The organism is Clostridioides mangenotii TR (assembly GCF_000498755.1).
Taxonomy (GTDB): domain Bacteria; phylum Bacillota; class Clostridia; order Peptostreptococcales; family Peptostreptococcaceae; genus Metaclostridioides; species Metaclostridioides mangenotii_A.
Genome location: NZ_AXUS01000004.1, coordinates 145,106 through 165,710, shown reverse-complemented (window position 1 = coordinate 165,710; position 20,605 = coordinate 145,106). Strand labels below are relative to the sequence as shown.

Annotated in this window: 19 protein-coding genes and 3 pseudogenes; 5 read left to right on the top strand and 17 right to left on the bottom strand. The window is 28.0% G+C overall.

Going from position 1 to position 20,605, the window contains the following annotated elements:
• Window positions 1-98: 98 nt before the first annotated feature.
• From T473_RS0103610 to T473_RS18430, 7 genes and pseudogenes are all read right to left on the bottom strand, one after another.
• Window positions 99-767, bottom strand: a complete 669-nt coding sequence (locus T473_RS0103610; RefSeq protein ID WP_024620671.1) for an ABC transporter ATP-binding protein — start codon at window positions 765-767, stop codon at window positions 99-101.
• Between the two features lie 64 nt (window positions 768-831).
• On the bottom strand, window positions 832-3,408 hold the full coding sequence (locus T473_RS0103605) for an ABC transporter permease (RefSeq protein ID WP_024620670.1): 2,577 nt from the start codon (window positions 3,406-3,408) through the stop codon (window positions 832-834).
• Window positions 3,409-3,588: 180 nt separating this feature from the next.
• The gene (locus tag T473_RS19005; RefSeq protein WP_242825849.1) at window positions 3,589-4,344 is read right to left on the bottom strand and encodes a sensor histidine kinase; all 756 of its coding nucleotides are present in this window, start codon (window positions 4,342-4,344) and stop codon (window positions 3,589-3,591) included.
• Between the two features lie 578 nt (window positions 4,345-4,922).
• Window positions 4,923-5,633: a LytR/AlgR family response regulator transcription factor gene (locus tag T473_RS0103595; RefSeq protein WP_024620668.1), complete on the bottom strand. Its 711-nt coding sequence runs from the start codon at window positions 5,631-5,633 to the stop codon at window positions 4,923-4,925.
• A 342-nt stretch (window positions 5,634-5,975) separates the two neighbouring features.
• Window positions 5,976-6,200 (bottom strand): annotated as a pseudogene (locus T473_RS17640) (ABC transporter ATP-binding protein); the annotation flags it as partial.
• Window positions 6,182-6,802, bottom strand: coding sequence for a hypothetical protein (locus tag T473_RS0103585; protein WP_024620667.1), 621 nt, complete (start codon window positions 6,800-6,802; stop codon window positions 6,182-6,184). The gene T473_RS0103585 and the pseudogene T473_RS17640, both read right to left, overlap by 19 nt.
• Window positions 6,759-6,926 (bottom strand): hypothetical protein, encoded by a 168-nt coding sequence (locus T473_RS18430; RefSeq protein WP_161627531.1) that lies wholly within the window; start codon window positions 6,924-6,926, stop codon window positions 6,759-6,761. Before T473_RS18430 ends, T473_RS0103585 begins: the two co-directional genes overlap by 44 nt.
• Before the next feature lie 1,544 nt (window positions 6,927-8,470).
• Here T473_RS18430 and T473_RS16135 point away from each other — a divergent pair.
• Complete coding sequence (locus T473_RS16135) at window positions 8,471-8,683, top strand: helix-turn-helix transcriptional regulator (RefSeq protein WP_024620665.1); 213 nt, start codon at window positions 8,471-8,473, stop codon at window positions 8,681-8,683.
• Between the two features lie 41 nt (window positions 8,684-8,724).
• Here the strand turns inward: T473_RS16135 and T473_RS20215 are convergent, their stop codons facing one another.
• The 5 genes and pseudogenes from T473_RS20215 to T473_RS20065 all read right to left on the bottom strand — a co-directional run bounded on the left by T473_RS20215 (window position 8,725) and on the right by T473_RS20065 (window position 9,988).
• Window positions 8,725-8,814 (bottom strand): phage holin family protein, encoded by a 90-nt coding sequence (locus T473_RS20215; RefSeq protein ID WP_465220252.1) that lies wholly within the window; start codon window positions 8,812-8,814, stop codon window positions 8,725-8,727.
• A gap of 120 nt (window positions 8,815-8,934) precedes the next feature.
• The gene (locus tag T473_RS16130; protein WP_242825848.1) at window positions 8,935-9,093 is read right to left on the bottom strand and encodes a hemolysin XhlA family protein; all 159 of its coding nucleotides are present in this window, start codon (window positions 9,091-9,093) and stop codon (window positions 8,935-8,937) included.
• 215 nt (window positions 9,094-9,308) lie between these two features.
• The gene (locus T473_RS0103555) at window positions 9,309-9,497 is read right to left on the bottom strand and encodes a DUF6440 family protein (protein ID WP_024620664.1); all 189 of its coding nucleotides are present in this window, start codon (window positions 9,495-9,497) and stop codon (window positions 9,309-9,311) included.
• Between the two features lie 195 nt (window positions 9,498-9,692).
• Window positions 9,693-9,758: pseudogene (locus tag T473_RS20070) on the bottom strand (SHOCT domain-containing protein); the annotation flags it as partial.
• A gap of 17 nt (window positions 9,759-9,775) precedes the next feature.
• Window positions 9,776-9,988 (bottom strand): hypothetical protein, encoded by a 213-nt coding sequence (locus T473_RS20065; protein WP_416386990.1) that lies wholly within the window; start codon window positions 9,986-9,988, stop codon window positions 9,776-9,778.
• Window positions 9,989-10,479: 491 nt separating this feature from the next.
• Here T473_RS20065 and T473_RS0103550 point away from each other — a divergent pair, with 491 nt between their 5' ends.
• Together T473_RS0103550 and T473_RS16125 are read left to right on the top strand one after the other, a co-directional pair.
• Entirely contained in the window at window positions 10,480-10,791 is a 312-nt protein-coding gene (locus T473_RS0103550; RefSeq protein WP_024620663.1) for a DUF6442 family protein, read from the top strand.
• A gap of 4 nt (window positions 10,792-10,795) precedes the next feature.
• Window positions 10,796-11,008, top strand: a pseudogene (locus T473_RS16125) (helix-turn-helix transcriptional regulator).
• 439 nt (window positions 11,009-11,447) lie between these two features.
• On the opposite strand, the gene T473_RS0103535 reads toward T473_RS16125, so the two are convergent.
• The 3 genes from T473_RS0103535 to T473_RS17145 form a co-directional block, all read right to left on the bottom strand.
• Window positions 11,448-11,834: a VOC family protein gene (locus T473_RS0103535; protein ID WP_024620662.1), complete on the bottom strand. Its 387-nt coding sequence runs from the start codon at window positions 11,832-11,834 to the stop codon at window positions 11,448-11,450.
• Between the two features lie 659 nt (window positions 11,835-12,493).
• Window positions 12,494-15,373: a cell wall-binding repeat-containing protein gene (locus T473_RS17150; protein WP_051365860.1), complete on the bottom strand. Its 2,880-nt coding sequence runs from the start codon at window positions 15,371-15,373 to the stop codon at window positions 12,494-12,496.
• Between the two features lie 180 nt (window positions 15,374-15,553).
• Window positions 15,554-17,560 carry a cell wall-binding repeat-containing protein gene (locus T473_RS17145; RefSeq protein ID WP_051365859.1) on the bottom strand — a complete coding sequence of 669 codons (2,007 nt, stop codon included), beginning with the start codon at window positions 17,558-17,560 and terminating at the stop codon, window positions 15,554-15,556.
• A 239-nt stretch (window positions 17,561-17,799) separates the two neighbouring features.
• Between T473_RS17145 and T473_RS0103520 the strand changes: the two genes are divergently transcribed.
• The gene (locus tag T473_RS0103520; RefSeq protein ID WP_024620661.1) at window positions 17,800-18,000 is read left to right on the top strand and encodes a hypothetical protein; all 201 of its coding nucleotides are present in this window, start codon (window positions 17,800-17,802) and stop codon (window positions 17,998-18,000) included.
• A 94-nt stretch (window positions 18,001-18,094) separates the two neighbouring features.
• Here the strand turns inward: T473_RS0103520 and T473_RS0103515 are convergent, their stop codons facing one another.
• Window positions 18,095-18,412 carry a MazG-like family protein gene (locus T473_RS0103515; protein ID WP_024620660.1) on the bottom strand — a complete coding sequence of 106 codons (318 nt, stop codon included), beginning with the start codon at window positions 18,410-18,412 and terminating at the stop codon, window positions 18,095-18,097.
• A gap of 86 nt (window positions 18,413-18,498) precedes the next feature.
• Window positions 18,499-19,236 carry an NAD-dependent protein deacylase gene (locus T473_RS0103510; RefSeq protein WP_024620659.1) on the bottom strand — a complete coding sequence of 246 codons (738 nt, stop codon included), beginning with the start codon at window positions 19,234-19,236 and terminating at the stop codon, window positions 18,499-18,501.
• 225 nt (window positions 19,237-19,461) lie between these two features.
• On the opposite strand from T473_RS0103510, the gene T473_RS17140 reads away from it, so the two are divergent.
• The gene (locus T473_RS17140; protein WP_024620658.1) at window positions 19,462-20,517 is read left to right on the top strand and encodes an N-acetylglucosaminidase; all 1,056 of its coding nucleotides are present in this window, start codon (window positions 19,462-19,464) and stop codon (window positions 20,515-20,517) included.
• Window positions 20,518-20,605 lie beyond the last annotated feature (88 nt).

Below are 20,605 nucleotides of genomic sequence, written 5' to 3'. Positions count from 1 at the left end.
TTTAGTTGTTACAGTCTATATATTGCTTACCCTTTTTCTATTAAATCTTCTATTTTTAAGTATTTTTCTGAATTAATTAAAATACACCTTCTATATAATTACATTGATACTATTTTACCATCACTAATATTTATAATATTATCTGCACTATTAGCTATTTCATCATCATGAGTTATCATTACTAACGTCTGTTTATACTCATCTACACAAAACTTTAGAAGCCTCATGACTTCATCAGTTGTTTTACTATCTAGGTTTCCAGTAGGCTCATCTGCAAATATTATTGAAGGTTTATTTGCAAGTGCTCTAGCAATTGCTACCCTCTGTTGCTGCCCTCCTGATAATTCATTAGGAAATTTATTAATTTGAGATTCTATTCCTAACTTGACTATTAAATCGTCTATATACTCTTTATCTATCTTTCCTCCGCTTATTGAGGCAGGAAGAACTATATTGTCATAAACATTTATAACTGGTATTAAATTATAGCTCTGAAATATAAACCCAAACTCTTCCCTTCTTATCTTTGATAGCTTGTCATCATTTAGAGTATATAAATCTAAAGCATCTATCATTACTTTTCCAGAAGTAGGTTTATCAAGTCCTGCCATGCAGTGAAGTAATGTACTTTTACCACTGCCACTTGCCCCTATTATTGCTGTAAATTTATTAGGATCTATTTCTAAAGTTATTTCATTAATAGCCCTAACCTCATTATCATTTTTTCCATATAATTTATTTAAACTTAATGCTCTTAATTTTTTCATAATAGCCTCCTTATATATCATCTGTCTGTTTAGATATATTTATATTTTATAGAATTCCATATTGTTAATCATTTCGTGAAATTCCCTCAGTTATTGATGTACCTTCTATTTTATCTTTAGATAAATACACTGCAATAAGTCCTATGATACTAAAAATTACAAAGAGTATAACTATTTGTTCTAAAGGAATATTATGCTTTATAGTCCTTTCAAATCCTCCTGCTAAAAGAGTTTTATTCGCTCTTGAAATCCCCCAGTTATGATAAACTGTTGCAATTATAGCTCCTATTGTAGACGCTACCAGTCCATAAAACTCACTTTCAATTATTAGTATCTTTTTTATATCTTTTATACTCATTCCAACTGCCCTTAGTGTTGCTATTTCTTTTCTTCTTGCAATAATATTGCTTCTCATAATAAAAATGCTATTTACAGAAAGTATAAGTATAAGTAAACACTGATATATTCCTGCAAGTCTGTCCTCAGAACTTTGTTGTGCTCCAATAAATTTCATGTCTTCACCTTTTCCACCAATTGATGAAAAGGCATAATCCTTTGTCAGTTTCTCTAATCTTTTTTCAACTGGGTATAACTCACCTTTTTGAGTCATTACATAAATCTTGTTATAATCCTTTTGACCTGTTAATTCTCTATAGTCATCCTCTCTAAATATTACCTGTGCACCTGCTGCATCAACATTTCCATCTTGAGCTGCTGCATAAACTTCTTTCATAATAGCACTAACCTCAACCTTAAATGTTTCATACTTTTTAACACCTTCTTTATATACAGGTAATTTTATATCTATAACATCTCCAACCTTTACATCATCAATCACCTCTGCTTCAAATGAGTGCGTAACTTGTGAATTCGTGTTATTTACTAGTATAACTTTTTTGTATTGTCCTTCTTTAGTATTTATCAAGTTTTGTCCTTCTTCAATAAATGACTCTCTACGCTTTAACATCTCGTCTCTATATCCCCTTATAATAAGTGGGTATTCTTTATTATGTTCCTCTTGAAATAGTGAATTTCTTCTTTTTAATTCCTCTTGATAAGCCTTAGATATTTTATCTTTAGGAGCTAAAATATATCCATTAGGATTGTAAAAGTTTGGCTCTATACTTTTTACACCTTTTATATTTTTCACATTTTCTATCATATTTTTATCAACTTTATAAAATAAACTATCTGTACCATTGTAACTACCATTTACAGTTTTATCTACACTTCCATATGACATTCCAAAGCCTCCACCAGTTATTCCTGCTTCTATATTGGTGTTTAATGTGCTTTTTACTGCAAAGCTAAATATAAACATGGTTCCAACCATGGTAATTGCAAGCATTGTTATAATAGTTCTGGATTTATTTCTCCATACATTTCTAATCGCAATACTTAGAATTATACTTCCCTGTGTTCTATTTGTTTTTATTTTTTTATATTTTAATTTTCTTTCATACTTCTCACTGCTTCTTATTGAATCAATTATAGAAATCTTCATAGCTTTTCTAACTACTATAAAACTACTTATAGATACAGATAATGTTGAAACTATAAAAGAATAAATTATACTTTGCATATTTATAGTCAGCATAGAACTATATCCATATACTACTCTAACTCCCACGTATGATAAAATAATTCCAATTAATATACCTATTACCGTACCTAAAACTATATAAATAAGGCCTAATACTACAAACATGCTTTTTATTTTATTTTTGGACATACCAATTGCTCTCATAAGCCCTATTTCTATTGTCATATCTTGTAGTATAATATTAAAAATATTGTATATTACAAGAACAGATACAAAAACTAAAAGAACCATATTTTGAAGATTTTCTTTATTATTAGTAGATATATACTTTAATAGATTAGCTGCTCTAACTTCCGTATTTTCATGTAAATAGTCCCAACTAAGATTTAGCTTCTTTTCCATTTTACTTAGAAACTTAAATGTATTTTTTTCTGACTTAAGGTATATTGTTCCTTTGTAGGTATCTTCAGTTTTTAATGAAAGCTTTGAGTCTTTATATATAAAGGCTTGAGTCTCAGTTCCTCCAATTGCACCAGATATAGAACTATAATATCTATCTGGCTTTTCAATAACACCAACAATTTTAAATGTGTTATTAACACTCTCTATTTTATTTCCTTCATTATCATCAACGTACTTATTCATCAACATTAAATCAATATTCTTATTTAATGGATTATTTATTCCCATCTGATCTGCCGTTTCTTTTTCTATAACTATTTCTCCATCTCTTATTGGACTTCTTCCCACCATCTTATAGTTAAGAGAATCTATAAAATCTTTATCAAATGAATTCAAATCAAATTTAACACCACTTGATTTATTGACTGCTTCACAAAAGTATTTAACTCTGCTTGATTTTTTAACTTCATTATCATTTTCTAGTTCTCTTGCTTTATCTATATCAATTCCCTCAGACCATACTTGATAGTCCCCATGCAAATTTTTTGCTTCTTGTATTTGAGAATCATATCCTGAGTCCCTAATTACAATCATTGAGAAAATAAGCATCACTGAAAGTGCAATACTTGATAATAGAGCTACTGTTTTTCCTCTTTGTTTTTTCATATACGATATTGCTAGTTTAAATGTAATCAAAACTTTATCTCCCTTTCTTGTATTAAATCTTCGCATAAAAAATGCTACCTTCTTTGTATAAAAGGTAACATTTCTAAAATTTTGCTTCAATATAAGTCCGACAAGTGGTATTTTTTCACCGACAACTAGCATACTAAACCAAACTTGCAACTTTATTAAATGAATAATAATATTAAATTTTTATTCAACAGGTATGTGAACAGTGACTATAAACTTATGCTCGCTATCCTTAATTTTTAATTCTCCATTGTATTTTTTTATTGAAGATTTTATACTTTCAAGACCTATCCCATGAAGAAATTTATCTTTTTTAGAAGTAAAAATCTTATTACTTTTAATTATTACTTTATTTATCTTACTGTTTTCACACCTGACTACATAATACCCTTTTATAAAAGTGCTTTTTATAGTTATGTATTTTTCTATATTATCATCATCTATTTTATTGCATGCTTCTATTGCATTATTTATTAAATTTGAAAATATGCAACTTATATCAATCATTTCTATAAATTCACATTTACTAAAATCTATGCCTACGTTAAAATCTATATTATTTTCCATACAGACTTTTCTTTTTTCATGAAAGATAATATCTAGTAGTACATTTCCTGTGTTATAAATATTTTTACTTCCTTTTACTTCATCTTCTATATTGTTAATATATTTATTTACATCTTCATAACTATTTTTTAATGATTTTATATTTTCCATATGGCTATTCATATCATGATATACTCGTTTCATTTTTTCTTGTGAGTCCTTAACCATTAGATAGTATTTATACTGCATATCTAATTTTTCGTTTACAAACTCTGCTTTAGCTTTAGCTTTTTCTGATTTTATAGAATTTAAAAATATAGATATTAATAATATATTTACTATAACTAATAGATAAGGAAATGTCTCCTTAATAGTAGCTGAAAATTTAAGCATGTCTGAAACATCATAAAAATGAACATTATTTTTAAGTGCCAGATCATATAAATTAACTATATCTGTATATGACTTATTTATAAATACTATTATTAATAAATTAATTGTAGTAGTTAATATGACATATAAATAATATTTCTTATTTTTATAAATATTTTGGAGCATCTTAAAAAAAGATATACTTACAAAAAAAATAATAAAATTAATTACAAGAATCATTTCAAGTATATAATCTAGTCTATTCAATGAAAAATGTAAAAACCAAAAAATACTACTCTCTACCAAAATATAAATTAAACTATATATTACTGAGATAATAGTAGATTTTCTTGTATTAATTTTATAAAAAATTTTACAAATTAAATATATCATTAAAAACATCCGTAATATCAATTGTAAAGATATTGTTCCAAAGCCTAATCCCATTATAATTGTAAAAAATAAGAATATACTTGTAAGTATAAATAGACTCTCAAATTTATATTGATAGACATAACCTTTCTTATTCATTAGCATAAAAAATAAAACTACAAACATTACCATGTTTAAAACAGCTAAAAAATAGATACTTACACTTACTAACATAATCTATCCTCTATTAAGTCAAAAAATTTATCTTTTGTCTCCTTAAACCTATACCTGCTAACAGGTACTTCCTCACTATTTTCAAGTATTGAAGCATACTGTTTTATAGATTTTACATGCTCTAAATTAACTAAAAAGCTCTTGTGGCACCTACAAAATCTACTACAGTTTATCTCCTTCTCAATATTACTTATAGTTCCTTTTATTTTATAAATCTGGTTTAAAGTATGTATCGTTAAATTTTCTTTTTGTACTTCTATGTAAGTTATTTCATTTATATCTATCTTAATTCTACAGCCTTGTTCTTTTATCATAATATATTTATTTTTTATATCTACTTCTTTTATACAATTTATAATATACTCTTTTAAATCATCATATTTTACTGGTTTTATTAAATATCTGTAAGCTCTTACCTCATAACCTTCTAGCGCATACTCTATCAAAGATGTAATAAAAAGAATTTCTACTTTATTATCTGAAATCCTAATTTTTCTAGCAGTATCCATTCCATTAATTTCATTTAATTGTATATCTAGAAAGACTATATCAATATCTTTATGATAATTTTCGAGTAATTCTTCTCCTGAGTTAAATACATCTAGACTATATTTGACAGACAACTCTTTAAATATTTGCTCAATATGAGCTTTTAATAATACTTGTTGATATTTTTCATCCTCACAAATTGCTATTTTAATCATCAATTCCCCTCCCCCTTTGTGCAGTTTTTACAAATAATATTCTCTATTAGATTATTATACCTACGAAATGATCTACTTCATGCTGGAAGTAAATCCCGTAAATATTTGTTTAAACTTCTTGAAGTTTTATCTAGATATTCCACCTCTACTGTTTCATATCTTGTTGTTTTTCTAGAACCAGTTTAGCCTCATAAGGATTCTCTTTTTTTAGTATAACGTGTTTGCCATAGGATCTATCATATTACCTACACTAAATACCAATACGTTTTTTTACTCCTATCATATTAGCTCCATTCCTACACAATGATCTAAATTTGCTTTTAACCACATTTGAAACTTCATTTAAAATACTTCTCCATCTACTATCTGAATAACTCTATCAGCTTTTTTAGCTATGTTGCTATCATGTGTTATCATAATAAGTGTTTGGTTGTACTTCTTACTAGACATTTTCAAGAGATTCAGTACTTCTTCAGTAGTTTTGCTATCTAGATTTCCAGTCGGTTCATCTGCTAAAATTATACTTGGCTTAGTAGCTAAAGCTCGTCCTATTGCAACCCTCTTTTTTTAAATTCCACATTTGCAAATAATACATCATTATTTTTTATATCTGGTTTTATAAATAAATTCCTTCTACCGTTAAGTTTATTTACAGCCATATCGTTTAATATTCCTGCTAATTTAAAAGTCTTAACACTATAACCCTTATTTCCATTTTCAACTTTTAATGTAATTTCCTGATATGGCTTCAATTCAATTCCTAAAAGATTTAAAACCCATTCTTCTGCCACAATTTCATTTTTATTTTCTGGAAGTCTTCCTTCTTTTACTTTTGAACTACTTAGTATATAGTCATTATTAGCACCCATTATATCAATATTTTGTCTTTCTTCTTTTGCTGTTGATTTATATAGGTACTGTACTCCTAAATGCTCTATATTCTTATTTGAACTTATTTTTTCAAGTTGTTTATTATTAATTCCATTAAATAAAACTTGATATGGACCTGTCTTATACTTCATAGATTGTAATTCTACATTATTATTTGTATCTCTAAGTGTTCCAACACCTACAATTAGACTTATAGAAAATATCATACTTATCATAATTGCTATAGAACTTGACTTATATGATTTTAAATATTTTAAAACTAGTTTCAAGTTTTTCATCTGCACCCTCCTTATATAGTTTACGACCTTTACATTCTTCATTTATCTTGCTAGAATAACCTAATATGTAATCTCTTTTTGTTTCCTTTGTTCCATCTGAACTCACATAGATATTTAAATGCATAGTCTATACACTTATCTACAATATCTTTAGACATATATTGTTTTTCCTTTTCTAACCCCTCATAGCAATACTTACAATTTAGATTGCAGCAATCTGATGTTACCCAAAGTGTACTGCATCCGAAAACTTTCATTATTCACAATTCTGTAATTGGCTCTGGTTCTACGACTACTCGCTTAACAATACCAATTAGTTGGATTAAAGAAATGGGTATCAATGAAGATAGTCGTGAGGTTGAGGTGACTTTTGAAGATAATAAAATAACTATACAAAAGAAAAGCCTAGATTAATTAACTAGGCTTTTTTTATTCTCTACACTCATTCGTCAACTTATCTTCTCTAATACCTTTTAATACTGGTTGCCTTAATGCCCCTCTATCGTTTAGCATGTACTCTACTGTGCATACAAGTAGGTTCTATCCAAACCGAATCTTCATTTCCAGTAGGAACTTCTTTTATAGGTGGTATTTCAGTCTTTTTATATTTATATTAATAAGTTTTGGCTTACATCTAAAGTATATCTTTAAAATAACAGAATCCAATCCAAATTACTATGAGAATTATTAAAATAATGAAAATGTAAATAAAACATGCTAAAGCACATAATGCCCAAGTTGTTATTTTTGAAAAAATGCTGTAATGATAAGTCTCTAATAAATATTTTAATACTTTTTTTATACAAAAATTTATAAACATAAAAATAGCCATAAATATAAAAAAATAAATCACACCAGTAATAAGTGTCTTTTTAAAATTCAAATTATCTTCAATTATAGATATAATAATAGAAGCTGGTATGAAAGTTAGTGCAAATTCTATTGAATCATTTTTATTACAGAAAAAAGAATATATTGTTTTTCTTTTTTTTGAAAAAGTTAACTTATTTCTCATTAAAATTCGGTACTCAGTTTTCTAAATAATTTAAATGAAGCACCTTGCCCCCCTAACTGACTGTATTTCTGGTAAAATCCTTAATTCAACTAATATTATATCAATTTAGTAAATAACTATTTTATTATATCAATGTATTAAAAAAATAGCTTAAAAAATGTGTCGAAAAGAGTTTTTATTTTTAAATTAAAAATAAAATAGCAACTAATTTATATTAATTCGCAGCCTCTTGCACATCCGCTATATTAACATTGGTTTATTTCTATTTGTAAATTTCCAGTTATGTCTTTTAAATGACCAGTAAGATAAATATTGTTAACATACCTACAAATTTAGTTACTTTTATCAAAAACATAAATTGTAAAGAACTCTTGACATTAAGTGACACAATATATACAAAAATGTAAAGAGTATTTTACATTTTATTGGAGGTATAATTATGGATGGCTTTAAAAAAATGGATGAATTAGAAATGCAAATTTCACTTAAAAGTATTAAAATTGCTTGGATCTATACAATCATGTTTTTGTTTATACGGACTTGTTATGATTATTTCACTGAAGGGGAATGGGGGTTAACCTTCTTTATATTCATAACTCAAAATCTTGTTTTGCTCGGATCACAATATTTTTTTAAAAGGAAGTATAAATAGAATGAAAAACAATATTAAAAATTATAGAAAGAATTTAAATCTTATCCAGGAGGATGTTGCAAAGAAACTAAATGTTACTAGACAAACGATAAATGCAATAGAGAATAAAAAATATAACCCCTCTTTAGAATTAGCAATTAAACTATCTATATTATTAGATGTTACAGTAGAAGAATCACACCCCAACACAATATATCTTGCATTATTAACGTAATATTGAACCCGACCAAGAATATACTAAATATATTCCTATAGCTAATAGATAATAGGTATATATCCATCATCTAAATAAGGTGTACTCTTACATGCAAGTCCTAGAACGTATAACGTTACTACTATTGTCATTAACTGATTGGTATAAAACTCATAATATCCATAAATCACCCTTTCTATCTAATTAATCCTGATTGCACTATATATATAAAGAACCCTATAAGCGATGTTATCATTTCGCCTATTAACCATTTAAGTACGCCTGTTTAATCCCTTTAAATCACTACATAATGTTTCTATTTGTATAGCAAAAGCAGCTTGTTGCTGATCTAGCTTATCTAATCTTTCTGAGTGGTTATCGATTCTACATTTATGAGTATCGATTTGATGTTTAATCAGTTCCCCATTCATTTATTCATCTCCGAATCTTTATAATTTATATAAGGGATAAACTAATCTACCCCAAAATTTGCAATAAAAAAACACCACATAAAGAGGTGCTTTTTCATGAATATATATTACATTCAAAATGTTAGGAGAAATACGATTAAGTGAACCCATTATCCTGTGTATATATTGTATACAATTATTTTTATCTTAAGTTAATATTATCTACAAATTTAAATTTATTTATTGTCGATTGGAGTAATAACGGGTTTTCCGTCTCTATCTAGCAGAGGAGTCAATCCCCCAGAATAACCATCTACGTGATATAAATAATTCACGCCTGTTTCTCTATCAACCCAAATTTCTGTCAAAGCGGCAAGTTTTCCTTCTTTATAAATTTTTTCAAATCTTACATTTGATTTCCCCATAAAAATCCCCTTTCCAAATTACTTTTATCTATATATTATCATATATACAATATTATTATGCTTTTATTTATTGTTTTATTTCATAAAAAAAAGAACTCTACTTAGTTGTCCCTCCCACCGAGGTGGTCATATGGTGGTCATAAACAATAAATTCAATAAACTTTGGTGGAGACGTTTTAGTTCTCCACCAAAGTTTTATATTCCTAACAACTCTTTTTTCTTAGTATTAAATTCGTCCTCTGTTATTGCTCCTATGTCTAGCTAATAACTTTTATAATTTAAATAAATGCCAATAAAACGAAAATGGAATTATATAATAAATGCAAAATAATATTATATTTAATATCCATCGTTTTAAAATAAACATATATTAAAGAAATTGATATTAACAATCTTGGAAACACTGCTATAAATAAGTAAAAAATAGAGCTGAAATCAGCAAAACCATGATTGATATAATGAATGCTTCCAAATAACATAATATTAGTTATAATTGCAATTTTTTATAACTTTATCCTCCATATCCAACAAATTAAAGGTAATGTTAAAAAAAATACCTCTAAAAATTAATTCTTCTATAAAGGGTGTAATTAAAGCGGCTTCTATAAAATAAAAAAAATTATGTTTTATATTTGCAAAAATTTAAAAAGTACTTTTTCATATCTGAAATATTCATAAAAACCCCCTAATGAAATCTTTTTTTATTCCCTAAATAAAGGCATAAAAACTATATCCTCTACATAATACCGTGGCTTCATTATATCAATAAGAAAGGAAATTAATTGCAATAATATGTCGAAGTTGCAATAAGTCTTATTAATACAGATTCTTATTTAAAGGCAGAACTCAATTTATGAGAGTTTGGATTTTATAAAACGATTTATATTTGACAATAACACTTGTCAATTTTTCTTGACAATAAAACTTGGCATGTTATAATACTTATAACAAGTATACTTGTCATCTGATGGGAGGTTTTTGTATGGATAAACAAGAAATCTTAAATAAGAGCCGTAATTCGAGTAGTGATGAAGGGTTTGAATATTTCGATAATAAGGGACGAAAAATAGGATATATTATTTTCTGGTGTGTAGCTGCTTTCATGGTTCTATTTAATAAATTTAATGGTAAAGAAAGCCATTCTATATTTACATTATTATGGGTTTTTTCAACGGTTAGTTTTTTTACACTATTTAGGTTTAATCATAAAAAAAGTTATCTATTTCTTTCTGTAATTACTTTTATGGCTATGGTTGATAATTTTATTAGATTCATTATAGAATCATTAGGATAGGCATATGAATGAAGAATTAGTATTAAAAAATCATTTAAAATAAGTCCGAGCAGAAAATAAATTATCCCAAACTCAATTGGCAGAAATGGTAGGTGTGTCAAGAAATACTATTAGTTCAATAGAAACAGGACAATTTAATCCAACAGCAAAGTTAGCTCTTATTTTGTGTATAGCATTGGATAAAAAATTTGAAGAATTGTTCTATTTTGAGGAATAGTAAAATAATTAGTTAAGAGAATTAAAATAAACAAAGAAGACCTGGATTAGTTTTCGGGTCTTGTTATTCTCTACATTCTGTTGGTAACTTATCTTCTCTAATACCTTTTAAAACTGGTTGTCTTAATGAACCTCTATCTACTTTTATATATATAATATCCATTTCATTTGAATAATGATTTCTCTTCCACTTAGCTTCTATAATTAAAAGCTTATTTCTTTATTATTGTACTTCCTCTCCACCTTTGGACTCTTAGGCATCTTCTTCATTTCCTTGCTTATCTAACTTAATTTCTTATTAGACAAATCTATAGTCATACCAATAAGTCCTGCATCAACCCAAACTTTCTTTTTACTCATTATCCTCTCCTTTATTGCATAAAAAAAACCCTATTCTTAGAGTTCTTTTAATTTTATTATTTATATAAATGTTCTTTGTATTATTTTATGTCAGCAAAAATTTCGTGTATATTGCCATCTGGATCTGCAAATAAAGCTGTTCTTTGATTCCATGGCATATTTTGAGGTTCACTAATAGGTCTTGCTCCAAGAGTAACTAAACGAGCAAATGATTCATCAACATCATCTTGATCTTCGCATGGAAAAGCTAACTCGAATGCTTGACCAGATATTTTTTCCTTAAAATCATTGCTATAAATATCCATAACGCTTCGTTCACTGATCGCAAATCTTACTTCTTTGTTTTTAAATTCAACATAACCTCCAAGATCTTCTATAATCTCGAAACCAAGTACTTCCTTATAAAATATCTTCATTTGATCTATATTATTTGTCCATATTGTAATAAGATTAATTTGCGACTTCATGCAAGTGTTCCTCCATATGAATTATTATAGTAAATTTTATTTATTCCATTATATCATCTTTTTCACAATACAATTGTCTTATTTGTTTATATATAAAATTAAAATAAATTATTATATAATTTTGAAACTTTTAATTAAATTTGGCTAGGAAAAATGAAATTATAAATTCATTTCTATTAGTACTTAAAAATTTAATTTAGAAGGTAGTTGTGATAAGTATGAAATTAACCGTTCTGTCATTTGTCGTATTAAAATTACTTAATATAATTTTTTTTCTATATTAATAAATTATTAAGAAATAGTCTTCTCTAAAGTAATATATACACTTTAAATTATAATAAAAAAGACCTAGAAATAAATCTAAGTCTTTCTTCAACTATATATAATCAAAGGAGGAAAACAGGTAGTAAGATGTAGGAGCCTAACCTACTTTACCATTACCTATTTAGTGAGGCACCACCCTCACCCCATTAACTAGATATTCTCTTTAAATATAAAAATCCCTGCTTTTTATGTATATTTACTATTTTCGTCATCAAAATAAAAGAGTACATTGAATATTATTTCAATGTACTCTCTATATACTATTATCCCAGTGTCTTTCAATGATAGAGACTAATCATAGGAATAATACCCACGATTATAATAGTATCTCCAAATTAATTCTTAAACATATTTACTAACTTATTAAATGCATTTTCATTTCCATTTCCACCAACCTGAGTTATCCCCTTAGGCTGTTTTTTAGATAATAAGCTTTCTTGCTTATCATTTAAATCATTTCCTACTATAACTACTGGTGACTTTTCTTTAGCTGCTAATACACCTACTGCCAATGCATCTATTAATTCATTTGGATTCTTCATTCCATCTTTAGCAACAAAAATATTATTTAATTCTTCGTTTGTATAAAACTTTTCTAATATAGCTGCATTAGTCTCATTTCTATTTATCCCACCTAATCTTTCTAGATTTGGTAGTTTATTTGCTATTTCATTTGATATAGATGTTTCTCTTCCTATAACATAAGATTTTGATACCCTGTTATCTTTTATATATTGGTCAAATATCTTAGTTCCTTCTTTTGGTGATGCTAATACTATTGCCATTCTATTTTCAGCTGCAACTGGAGCAATACTTACTGCATCAGAAAGCCCTGTTTCCCCATTTACAACTGCTATTTCTTGTATAGGTGATGACCTTTCATTTAATTTTTTAGCCATCGCTAAAGATGTCTCATATCTATCTTTTCCACTTATCCTCTCTACACTAAGATTCATAGACTTTAATTCATTTATAACTGAATTTGATACAACACTTTCTCCACCTATTACGTAAATATTTTTAGCTTGAAGTCTTGATATTTCTTTTTTAGTTTCACTATTTAATTTATCTGATCCTGTTAGAAGTATTGGTGCACCTTCAAGTCTTGCAAATGGTGTTGCACTAAGTGCATCTGCTATTGAATTTGAGTTTACTATTACTACCCCACGTGCGCTATCCCATCCTTCATTACTTACTTTTACAGCAGTTTTATATCTATCCTCTCCAACTAGCTTATTTTCATATACAATAGACTCTGGTTCATTTCCTTCTCTATTTTTCGTACTATAATACGCATGTGACCATTTATCAAGTACTTTTTTTATTTTACTCTCATCATAATATACTTTTGTATATGTACCTTCTTTTTCTGCTTTTACTGAGTATGTATCTCCTTTTTGCTTTATATCTCCATCTATATATAGCTCTACTGGATTCTCTGTACTACTATTATCGCCTTTCTTCAAAACTATTGCGTCTTTTTTTGCACCATCTATCTCTAATGTTCCTTTTACTCTTATCTTACTCCCTGATTTTTTGCTTCTCTCTGCATATATTGCATGGTCTCCTGGATTTGTTATTTTTATATTTTCTAATTCAATACTTCCTCCATCTAAACGTATTGGTGCACCATAGTAATCACCATTTATTTCAGTATTGATTACCTTCGCTATTCCACCTTTATCTTTATCATCTGATATTGAAATATAACTATTTTTTAATTTGCATGAATTTACAAGTAAATTCCCATTACCATTTACTGCTGCGTTATTCATTTTTACATTTTCTAATGATACATTTCCTTCCGGAGTTATGGATAAACCGTTAATTTCGCTGTTATTTACTATATCTAAGTTTTTTCCTTCTACAGTGTATATAGTTCCGCCACTTAGCTTTAAATTATCTATTTTTGTATTTGCATATGTCTCGAACCAATTTGCTCCTGTACTATTACTTACTGTGTATCCATTTCCTTTTATTTCTTTTTCATTACCTTTTATATCTATACTGAACGGTTCACCTTCACTTGATTTAATGTCTATATCATTCATTAGTTCTATTGCTTTTATACTAGGGTCTTTTAATATTTTTAGTAACTGATCTCTATCAAATACTTGTACAAATTGATTTTCATGGTTAGGAAGTGCTGGCTTATTTCCTTCTCTATTTTTTGTATTGTAATATGCATTTGACCATACGTCAGTTCCTTTTTCTATTTTTCTATTATCATAATATACCTTAGTATATGTACCTTCATTTTCTGCCTTTACTGTATATGTATCCCCTTTTTGCTTTATATCCCCGTCTATATGTAGCTCTAATGGCTTCTTTTTATTACTACCATACTCCATCTTCAACAATATTGCTTCTTTTTCTGCACCATCTATCTCTAATATTCCTTTTATTCTTATCTTTTGTTCTACTTCATATGTTGAGTATTCTCCTGCTACATATATTGCGTGACTACCTGGATTTGTTATTCTTACATTCTCTAATTCTATATTACCTCCTCTTGAATATATTGGTGTTTTACCGATTTTAATACCTGTTTCAATCGTCTCCTTGCTACCATTTATTTCAGTATTAATTATCTTTGCCATTGTACCGTTGGATCCATAATATCTAATTGAGCTATCTTTCATTTTACTTGAATTTATAACTAAGTTTTTGTTAGTACGTATTACTGTATTATTTACTTTTACATTTGCTAATGTTGCATTCCCGTAAAAATCTGCGCTTCCATTGTTTATTTCACTGTTGTTTACTATATCTAAATTAATTCCATTGTGATTATATATTCTTAGTTGATTTAGTTTTAAATTATCTATTTTTGTATTTGTATATATGCTCATTGATGTGTCTGTTTTGATACTACTTACTGTGTGTCCATTTCCTTTTATTTCTTTTTCATTTCCTTTTACTTCTATAAAGAATGCATAATTTGGGTTTCCCTTTATGACTATATCATTCTTTATCTCTACTGTTTTTATATTTTCATTTTCTAATGCTGCTATTAATTCTTTTTCGTTTTTTACTGCTACAACCTCTGATTTTGTATAATTAGAAGTCTGTGAAACGTTTTCTTCTATATTTTTTTCTAGTGTAGTTTGGATTGTATTAGGTTCTAATGCATGTGACAGCGTTGTGATTTGTGTACTCGTAGCTATTACTACCCCTGATAAAATAATTCCTATTTTTTTATTATATTTTCTCATATTAATATCCCCCTATTTGTAATAAATGCAATTAAGATTAATTATACCCTTTTTGTTAGAAATTTTATATGTTAAAATCCACGAAAATACATTAACAGAGTTATCAATGTCTTTTCGTGGATTTTAATGGTGGAGACGAATCGTAGAAGTATTACCCACGATTATAATATAATCCCCAAATTATTTCTTAAACATACTTACCAATTTATTGAATGCATTTTCATTTCCGTTTCCACCAACTTTAGTTATCTCTAAAGGCTGCTTTTTAGATAATGAACTCGCTTGCTTATCATTCAAATCATTTCCAACTATCACTACTGGTGACTTTTCTTTAGCTGCTAATACACCTACTGCCAATGCGTCTATTAAATCATCAGTTTTCTTCATTCCATCTTTTGCAACATATATGTTCTCTAATTCTTCGCTTGTATAGAACTTGTCTAATATAGCTGCATTGGTCTCATTTCTATTTATTCCGCCTACTCTTTCTGAGCTCGGTAACTTATTAGCTATTTCATTTGATATAGATCCTTCTCTTCCTATAACGTAAGATTTTGTTATATTGTTATCTTTTATATATTGGTCAAATACCTTAGTTCCTTCGTTTGGTGATGCTAATACTATTGGCATTGTTTTATCTGCTGCAACTGGTGCAATACTTACTGCATCAGGAAGACCTTTTATGCCATTTACAACTGCTATTTCTGATACATCTCCTAGTACTTTAGCTATTTTTAAAGATGTTTCGTATCTATCATTTCCGCCTATTCTATTTACATTTCTAGTTATATCAAATAAGTCTATTATAACTGAATATGAAACAGATGATTCTCCACCTATTACATAAATGTGTGTAGGTTTAAGCCTTAATAGTTCTTTTCTAGTTTCACTATTTAATCCATTGCTTTCTGTTAGAAGTATTGGTGCGTCATTAGACTTAGCAAATGGTGTTGCACTAAGTGCATCTACCATTGAATCTGAGTTTACTATTACAACATTATCCGCTTTATCCCAGCCTTCATTACTGATATTTACAGCGGTTTGATATCTATCCTTTCCAGTTAATTCATTTATAGTAAACGTTGGTTTATTTCCTTCTCTATTTTTTGTACTATAATACGCATCTAACTTTTTATTAGTTATTTTTTCTAATTTAGTATCATTATAATATACCTTGGAATATGTACCTTCTTTTTCTGCTTTTATTGTATATGTATCACCTTTTTGCTTTATATCCCCATCTATATATAGCTCTAATGGATTCTCTTTATTACTTTTTTCAGTTTTTTTCAAAACAATTGCTTCTTTTTCTGCGGCATCTATTTCTAATAGTCCTTTTACTATTATATTTCTGCTTTCTTCATTATTTCCTTCTGCATATATTGCATACTCTCCTGGATTTACTATTTTTACATTCTCTAATTCCATATTACCTGAACAAAAAATTATCGGTGAATTATATTTTTGACTTTTGTCTATAATATCTGTACCTTTATTACTATATATTTCTGTATTTGAGATCCTTACTGTCCCATTTTTACCATTATAACTTTCAATTTGAATTGTGCTGTTGTTAAATTTACTTGAATTCACAACCAAATTTCCGTTACCATATATTACTGAATTATTTATATTTGCATTTTCTAAAAAAACATTCCCGTTATATTCCCTAGAATATGTATATATTATTGAGTCTTTCAATTCGCTTTTATTTATTAACTCTACATTTATCGACTCAGCATTATCAGTTCTCCTATAATCTATACGCATTCCATCAAGTTTTAAATTATCTATTTTTGTATTTGTATATATATATAACGCTCCACCATAAAGCCCCATTTTACCACTTATTGTATACCCATTTCCCCTTATTTCTTTTCCGTTTCCATTTATGAATATCTCATAATAGTTTTCGTTTGGAGTGGTTAATACTATATCTCTCTTTATATCTATTAATTTTATATTTATGTCTTTTGCTGCTAGTGATAGTTCCTTCGCTGTCTTTACTTCTGCAATTTCATCTACTGCATAATTAGAAACCTTATGCACATTTCCTTCAATATTTGTATCCAGTTTAGTTTGATTCGCATTATCTTCTAATGCATGTGTTGGTGTCACAATTTGTGAATTAGTAGCTATTAATACCCCAACTAATATAACTACTAAATTTTTAACATATTTTCTCATATTACTCTCCTCCCAAATTGATTTCTTCTAGCTTTTCATTGATATTATCATAATTCACCTTTAACTCATTCCAGAATTCTCTTATATTAGTACTATTAATATATCTTTGATTAAATAATATATTTCACCCTAAATATAATATTTTAAAAAAATATTATATATTATAAGTATAAACATATGATAAAGGAGGTAATTTAGTTGGAAATAAAAAAAGCAGTTCCTGAAAATATAGAATGGTAATGGAAAATAAAAAATTAATGATAAATGAACACAATGCGCTGTGGGATGATAAATATCCGATGAAGGAGAGTTTTGAAGAGGATATAAAAAATGGGGAACTATATAAAATTTGTGTAGGCGAAGATGAAATGTTAGGTGTAATTTGCTTAAATGAAGTTGAGGCTAAAGAGTACATAGATGTTAATACATTACACAAATAAGTCATGAAACATCTGTTTCATGACTTATTAAAAGCTATAAATTGTTATTCTAAAGTCTAATTAAAGGATTAGGTTGCCTAGAAAATTTATAAACCTAATCTTTTTTCTTTATGTAGCCTCTTTTTTCAAGTTTAGCTATATGCTCTTTTCTTATTTCTTCTATATTTATCCCGTATTGTTCTTCAAGTTTAAACATCATTGTGATACAAGTTTGAGCTACATCCATTAATTCTTTTGCTGTTTTTTCTATTATTTCTATTTCATCTAGAGAGTTATTTTCTCCGCTTAAATTCCTGTATTTACCTATACATTCAGCTAATTCACCTTGTTCTTCACCCATTTTTATAAATGTAGATTCTAAAGTTGGGCTTAGGTTGTTTAGCTCTGGCAGGGAAATCGTCTTTAATTTCATAATTATCTCCTTTCAGTGGATTAATTTATACTATCAAAATCCTTTAGACATTATACTAAAGATGTATAATAATATCAAATATTAATCTAGTTTGATTCTAGAACTGCCTTATATAATATCTCTCCAATTGGTTCATTGATTACGACACTAGCATTTCCGTCGTATCCAGTTTTACTTTTGTTTATAAGTACTATATCTTTTCCCTTATAATAGGATATAAAGCTTGCAGCGGGATATACAACAAGAGAGGTTCCCCCTATGATCAAAAGATCGGCTTTTTGTATATCTCTTATAGCATTGTTTATTACGGTATTGTCTAGTCCTTCTCCATATAGAACAACATCTGGCTTTACTATAGATCCACATTCATCACAGTGCGGTACACTTCCTTCTAAATTTAACATCTCGTTTAAATCGAAAAATTTATTACAGTTTATACAGTAGTTTCTATGGACACAACCGTGTAATTCGTACACAGTTTTACTTCCGGCCATTTGATGTAATCCATCTATATTTTGAGTGATCACAGATTTTAATTTTCCTAATTCTTCTAGTTTTGCAAGAGCTTTGTGTGCATTATTTGGTTTGGCATCTTTGTATATTAGTTTGTCTTTATAAAATTTGTAGAACTCATCAGGATACATAACAAAGAAAGAGTGTGATACCAATTCTTCTGGAGAAAAGTTTTTATTTAGCTTATCATTAAAAAGCCCTGAGGCACTTCTAAAATCAGGGATATATGATTCTGTAGATACTCCAGCTCCTCCAAAAAACACTATATTATTCGATATATCTATAAGTTCTTTTAATTTATCTATACACATATTGATCTCCCTTCTGTAACAAATACTTAATTCTTATTAGCTAGCATATAACTAGCTTATTATTACATTATATCAAACTAGTAAAGTTATTGAAATCACTGTATTTTTCAAAGTAATATACATGGACAACGTGTGTTCTGTATTTACCTTTTAAAATAATTGTCGTATAATATAAAAGAAATAGTTACAAAATTATTACAAAACAAGAAAAAGGTGGGGGATAGAGTGAATAAAAAGACTTTTATAACTACGCTGATAGTTTTACAGATGACAGCTCTTAGTGTCAATGCAACAGGTAATCAGACGGCTTTAGATAATAATGCTAATAAGACAGCTCAAAGCACATCGAAATCAAAATGGGATTCTGTTTATACAAATATGGTTGAGGCTGGAAAAATAGGGGATAGAATTTTAAATTCTGGCAACGGCAATACAGGAGAAGGCAATTCAGGGGAAGATGACGGTAAGGTAATAGATATGGATGGAGCAGTGGTAAACCACAATCCTCTTAACTATTCATTATCAAATCATGTTGATAGACAATTATCTCAAGGAAATAATTTAGTGAATAAAAATGCTTCTAAAAGTAGCAATTTGTTGACTACTTATATGATGAAACAATTATCTAGATCTTATGTAAATGCAGAGAAGACTGATTTGGAGTATTACCTAAATCCTTATAACTTTACAGATACAGAAAAAGGTATGATGCAGTTTTTAAAGACTAACTCATACAGAGAAGTATCTGTTGATAGATTAAATACATACTTAAATTCAAAGACAACAGATATATTTCACAATAAAGGACAAGCCTTTAAAGATGCAGCTAAGAAGTACAATATAGATCCAGTTTATTTTGTGGCTCACTCAATGTGGGAGACTGGATACGGAAAATCTACATTAGCACAAGGTCAGCTTTTAACAACGTTCAAAGGAGAAAAATTAGAAAAACCAGTGATGGTTTACAATTTCTTTGGTATAGGAGCAGTAGATGGTACAGCCAATCTATCTGGAGCAGAAGCTGCATATGCAAATGGATGGACTACTATAGATGCAACTATAGATGGATCAGCTAAGTGGATATCTGATAGTTACTCAAATAGCACTAAATTCAATCAAAATAGTGTTTATAAGATGAGATGGAATTACGATATAACTTGGCATCAATATGCTACAGATGTAAACTGGGCTAACGGAATTTCAGGTGTTATGTACGGATTAATAAATATTTACGACCCTAACGCTGTTTTAGAATTTGAAATACCACAGTATTGTAAATAAAATTAATTAATATAGATAATTTTACATAGATTATATAAAAGTTAATATAGTGATATTAGTATTTAGGTACTGAGATGTAAATTGGGTA

Bases quoted from the DNA above. Each gene is read 5' to 3' on its own strand.
- T473_RS0103610 (WP_024620671.1), bottom strand. From the start codon at position 767: ATGAAAAAATTAAGAGCATTAAGTTTAAATAAATTATATGGAAAAAAT.
- T473_RS19005 (WP_242825849.1), bottom strand. From the start codon at position 4,344: ATGCTTAAATTTTCAGCTACTATTAAGGAGACATTTCCTTATCTATTA.
- T473_RS0103595 (WP_024620668.1), bottom strand. From the start codon at position 5,633: ATGATTAAAATAGCAATTTGTGAGGATGAAAAATATCAACAAGTATTA.
- T473_RS0103585 (WP_024620667.1), bottom strand. From the start codon at position 6,802: ATGAAAAACTTGAAACTAGTTTTAAAATATTTAAAATCATATAAGTCA.
- T473_RS18430 (WP_161627531.1), bottom strand. From the start codon at position 6,926: ATGCATTTAAATATCTATGTGAGTTCAGATGGAACAAAGGAAACAAAA.
- T473_RS16135 (WP_024620665.1), top strand. From the start codon at position 8,471: ATGAAAAACAATATTAAAAATTATAGAAAGAATTTAAATCTTATCCAG.
- T473_RS20215 (WP_465220252.1), bottom strand. From the start codon at position 8,814: ATGACAATAGTAGTAACGTTATACGTTCTAGGACTTGCATGTAAGAGT.
- T473_RS16130 (WP_242825848.1), bottom strand. From the start codon at position 9,093: ATGAATGGGGAACTGATTAAACATCAAATCGATACTCATAAATGTAGA.
- T473_RS0103555 (WP_024620664.1), bottom strand. From the start codon at position 9,497: ATGGGGAAATCAAATGTAAGATTTGAAAAAATTTATAAAGAAGGAAAA.
- T473_RS0103550 (WP_024620663.1), top strand. From the start codon at position 10,480: ATGGATAAACAAGAAATCTTAAATAAGAGCCGTAATTCGAGTAGTGAT.
- T473_RS0103535 (WP_024620662.1), bottom strand. From the start codon at position 11,834: ATGAAGTCGCAAATTAATCTTATTACAATATGGACAAATAATATAGAT.
- T473_RS17150 (WP_051365860.1), bottom strand. From the start codon at position 15,373: ATGAGAAAATATAATAAAAAAATAGGAATTATTTTATCAGGGGTAGTA.
- T473_RS17145 (WP_051365859.1), bottom strand. From the start codon at position 17,560: ATGAGAAAATATGTTAAAAATTTAGTAGTTATATTAGTTGGGGTATTA.
- T473_RS0103520 (WP_024620661.1), top strand. From the start codon at position 17,800: ATGGAAAATAAAAAATTAATGATAAATGAACACAATGCGCTGTGGGAT.
- T473_RS0103515 (WP_024620660.1), bottom strand. From the start codon at position 18,412: ATGAAATTAAAGACGATTTCCCTGCCAGAGCTAAACAACCTAAGCCCA.
- T473_RS0103510 (WP_024620659.1), bottom strand. From the start codon at position 19,236: ATGTGTATAGATAAATTAAAAGAACTTATAGATATATCGAATAATATA.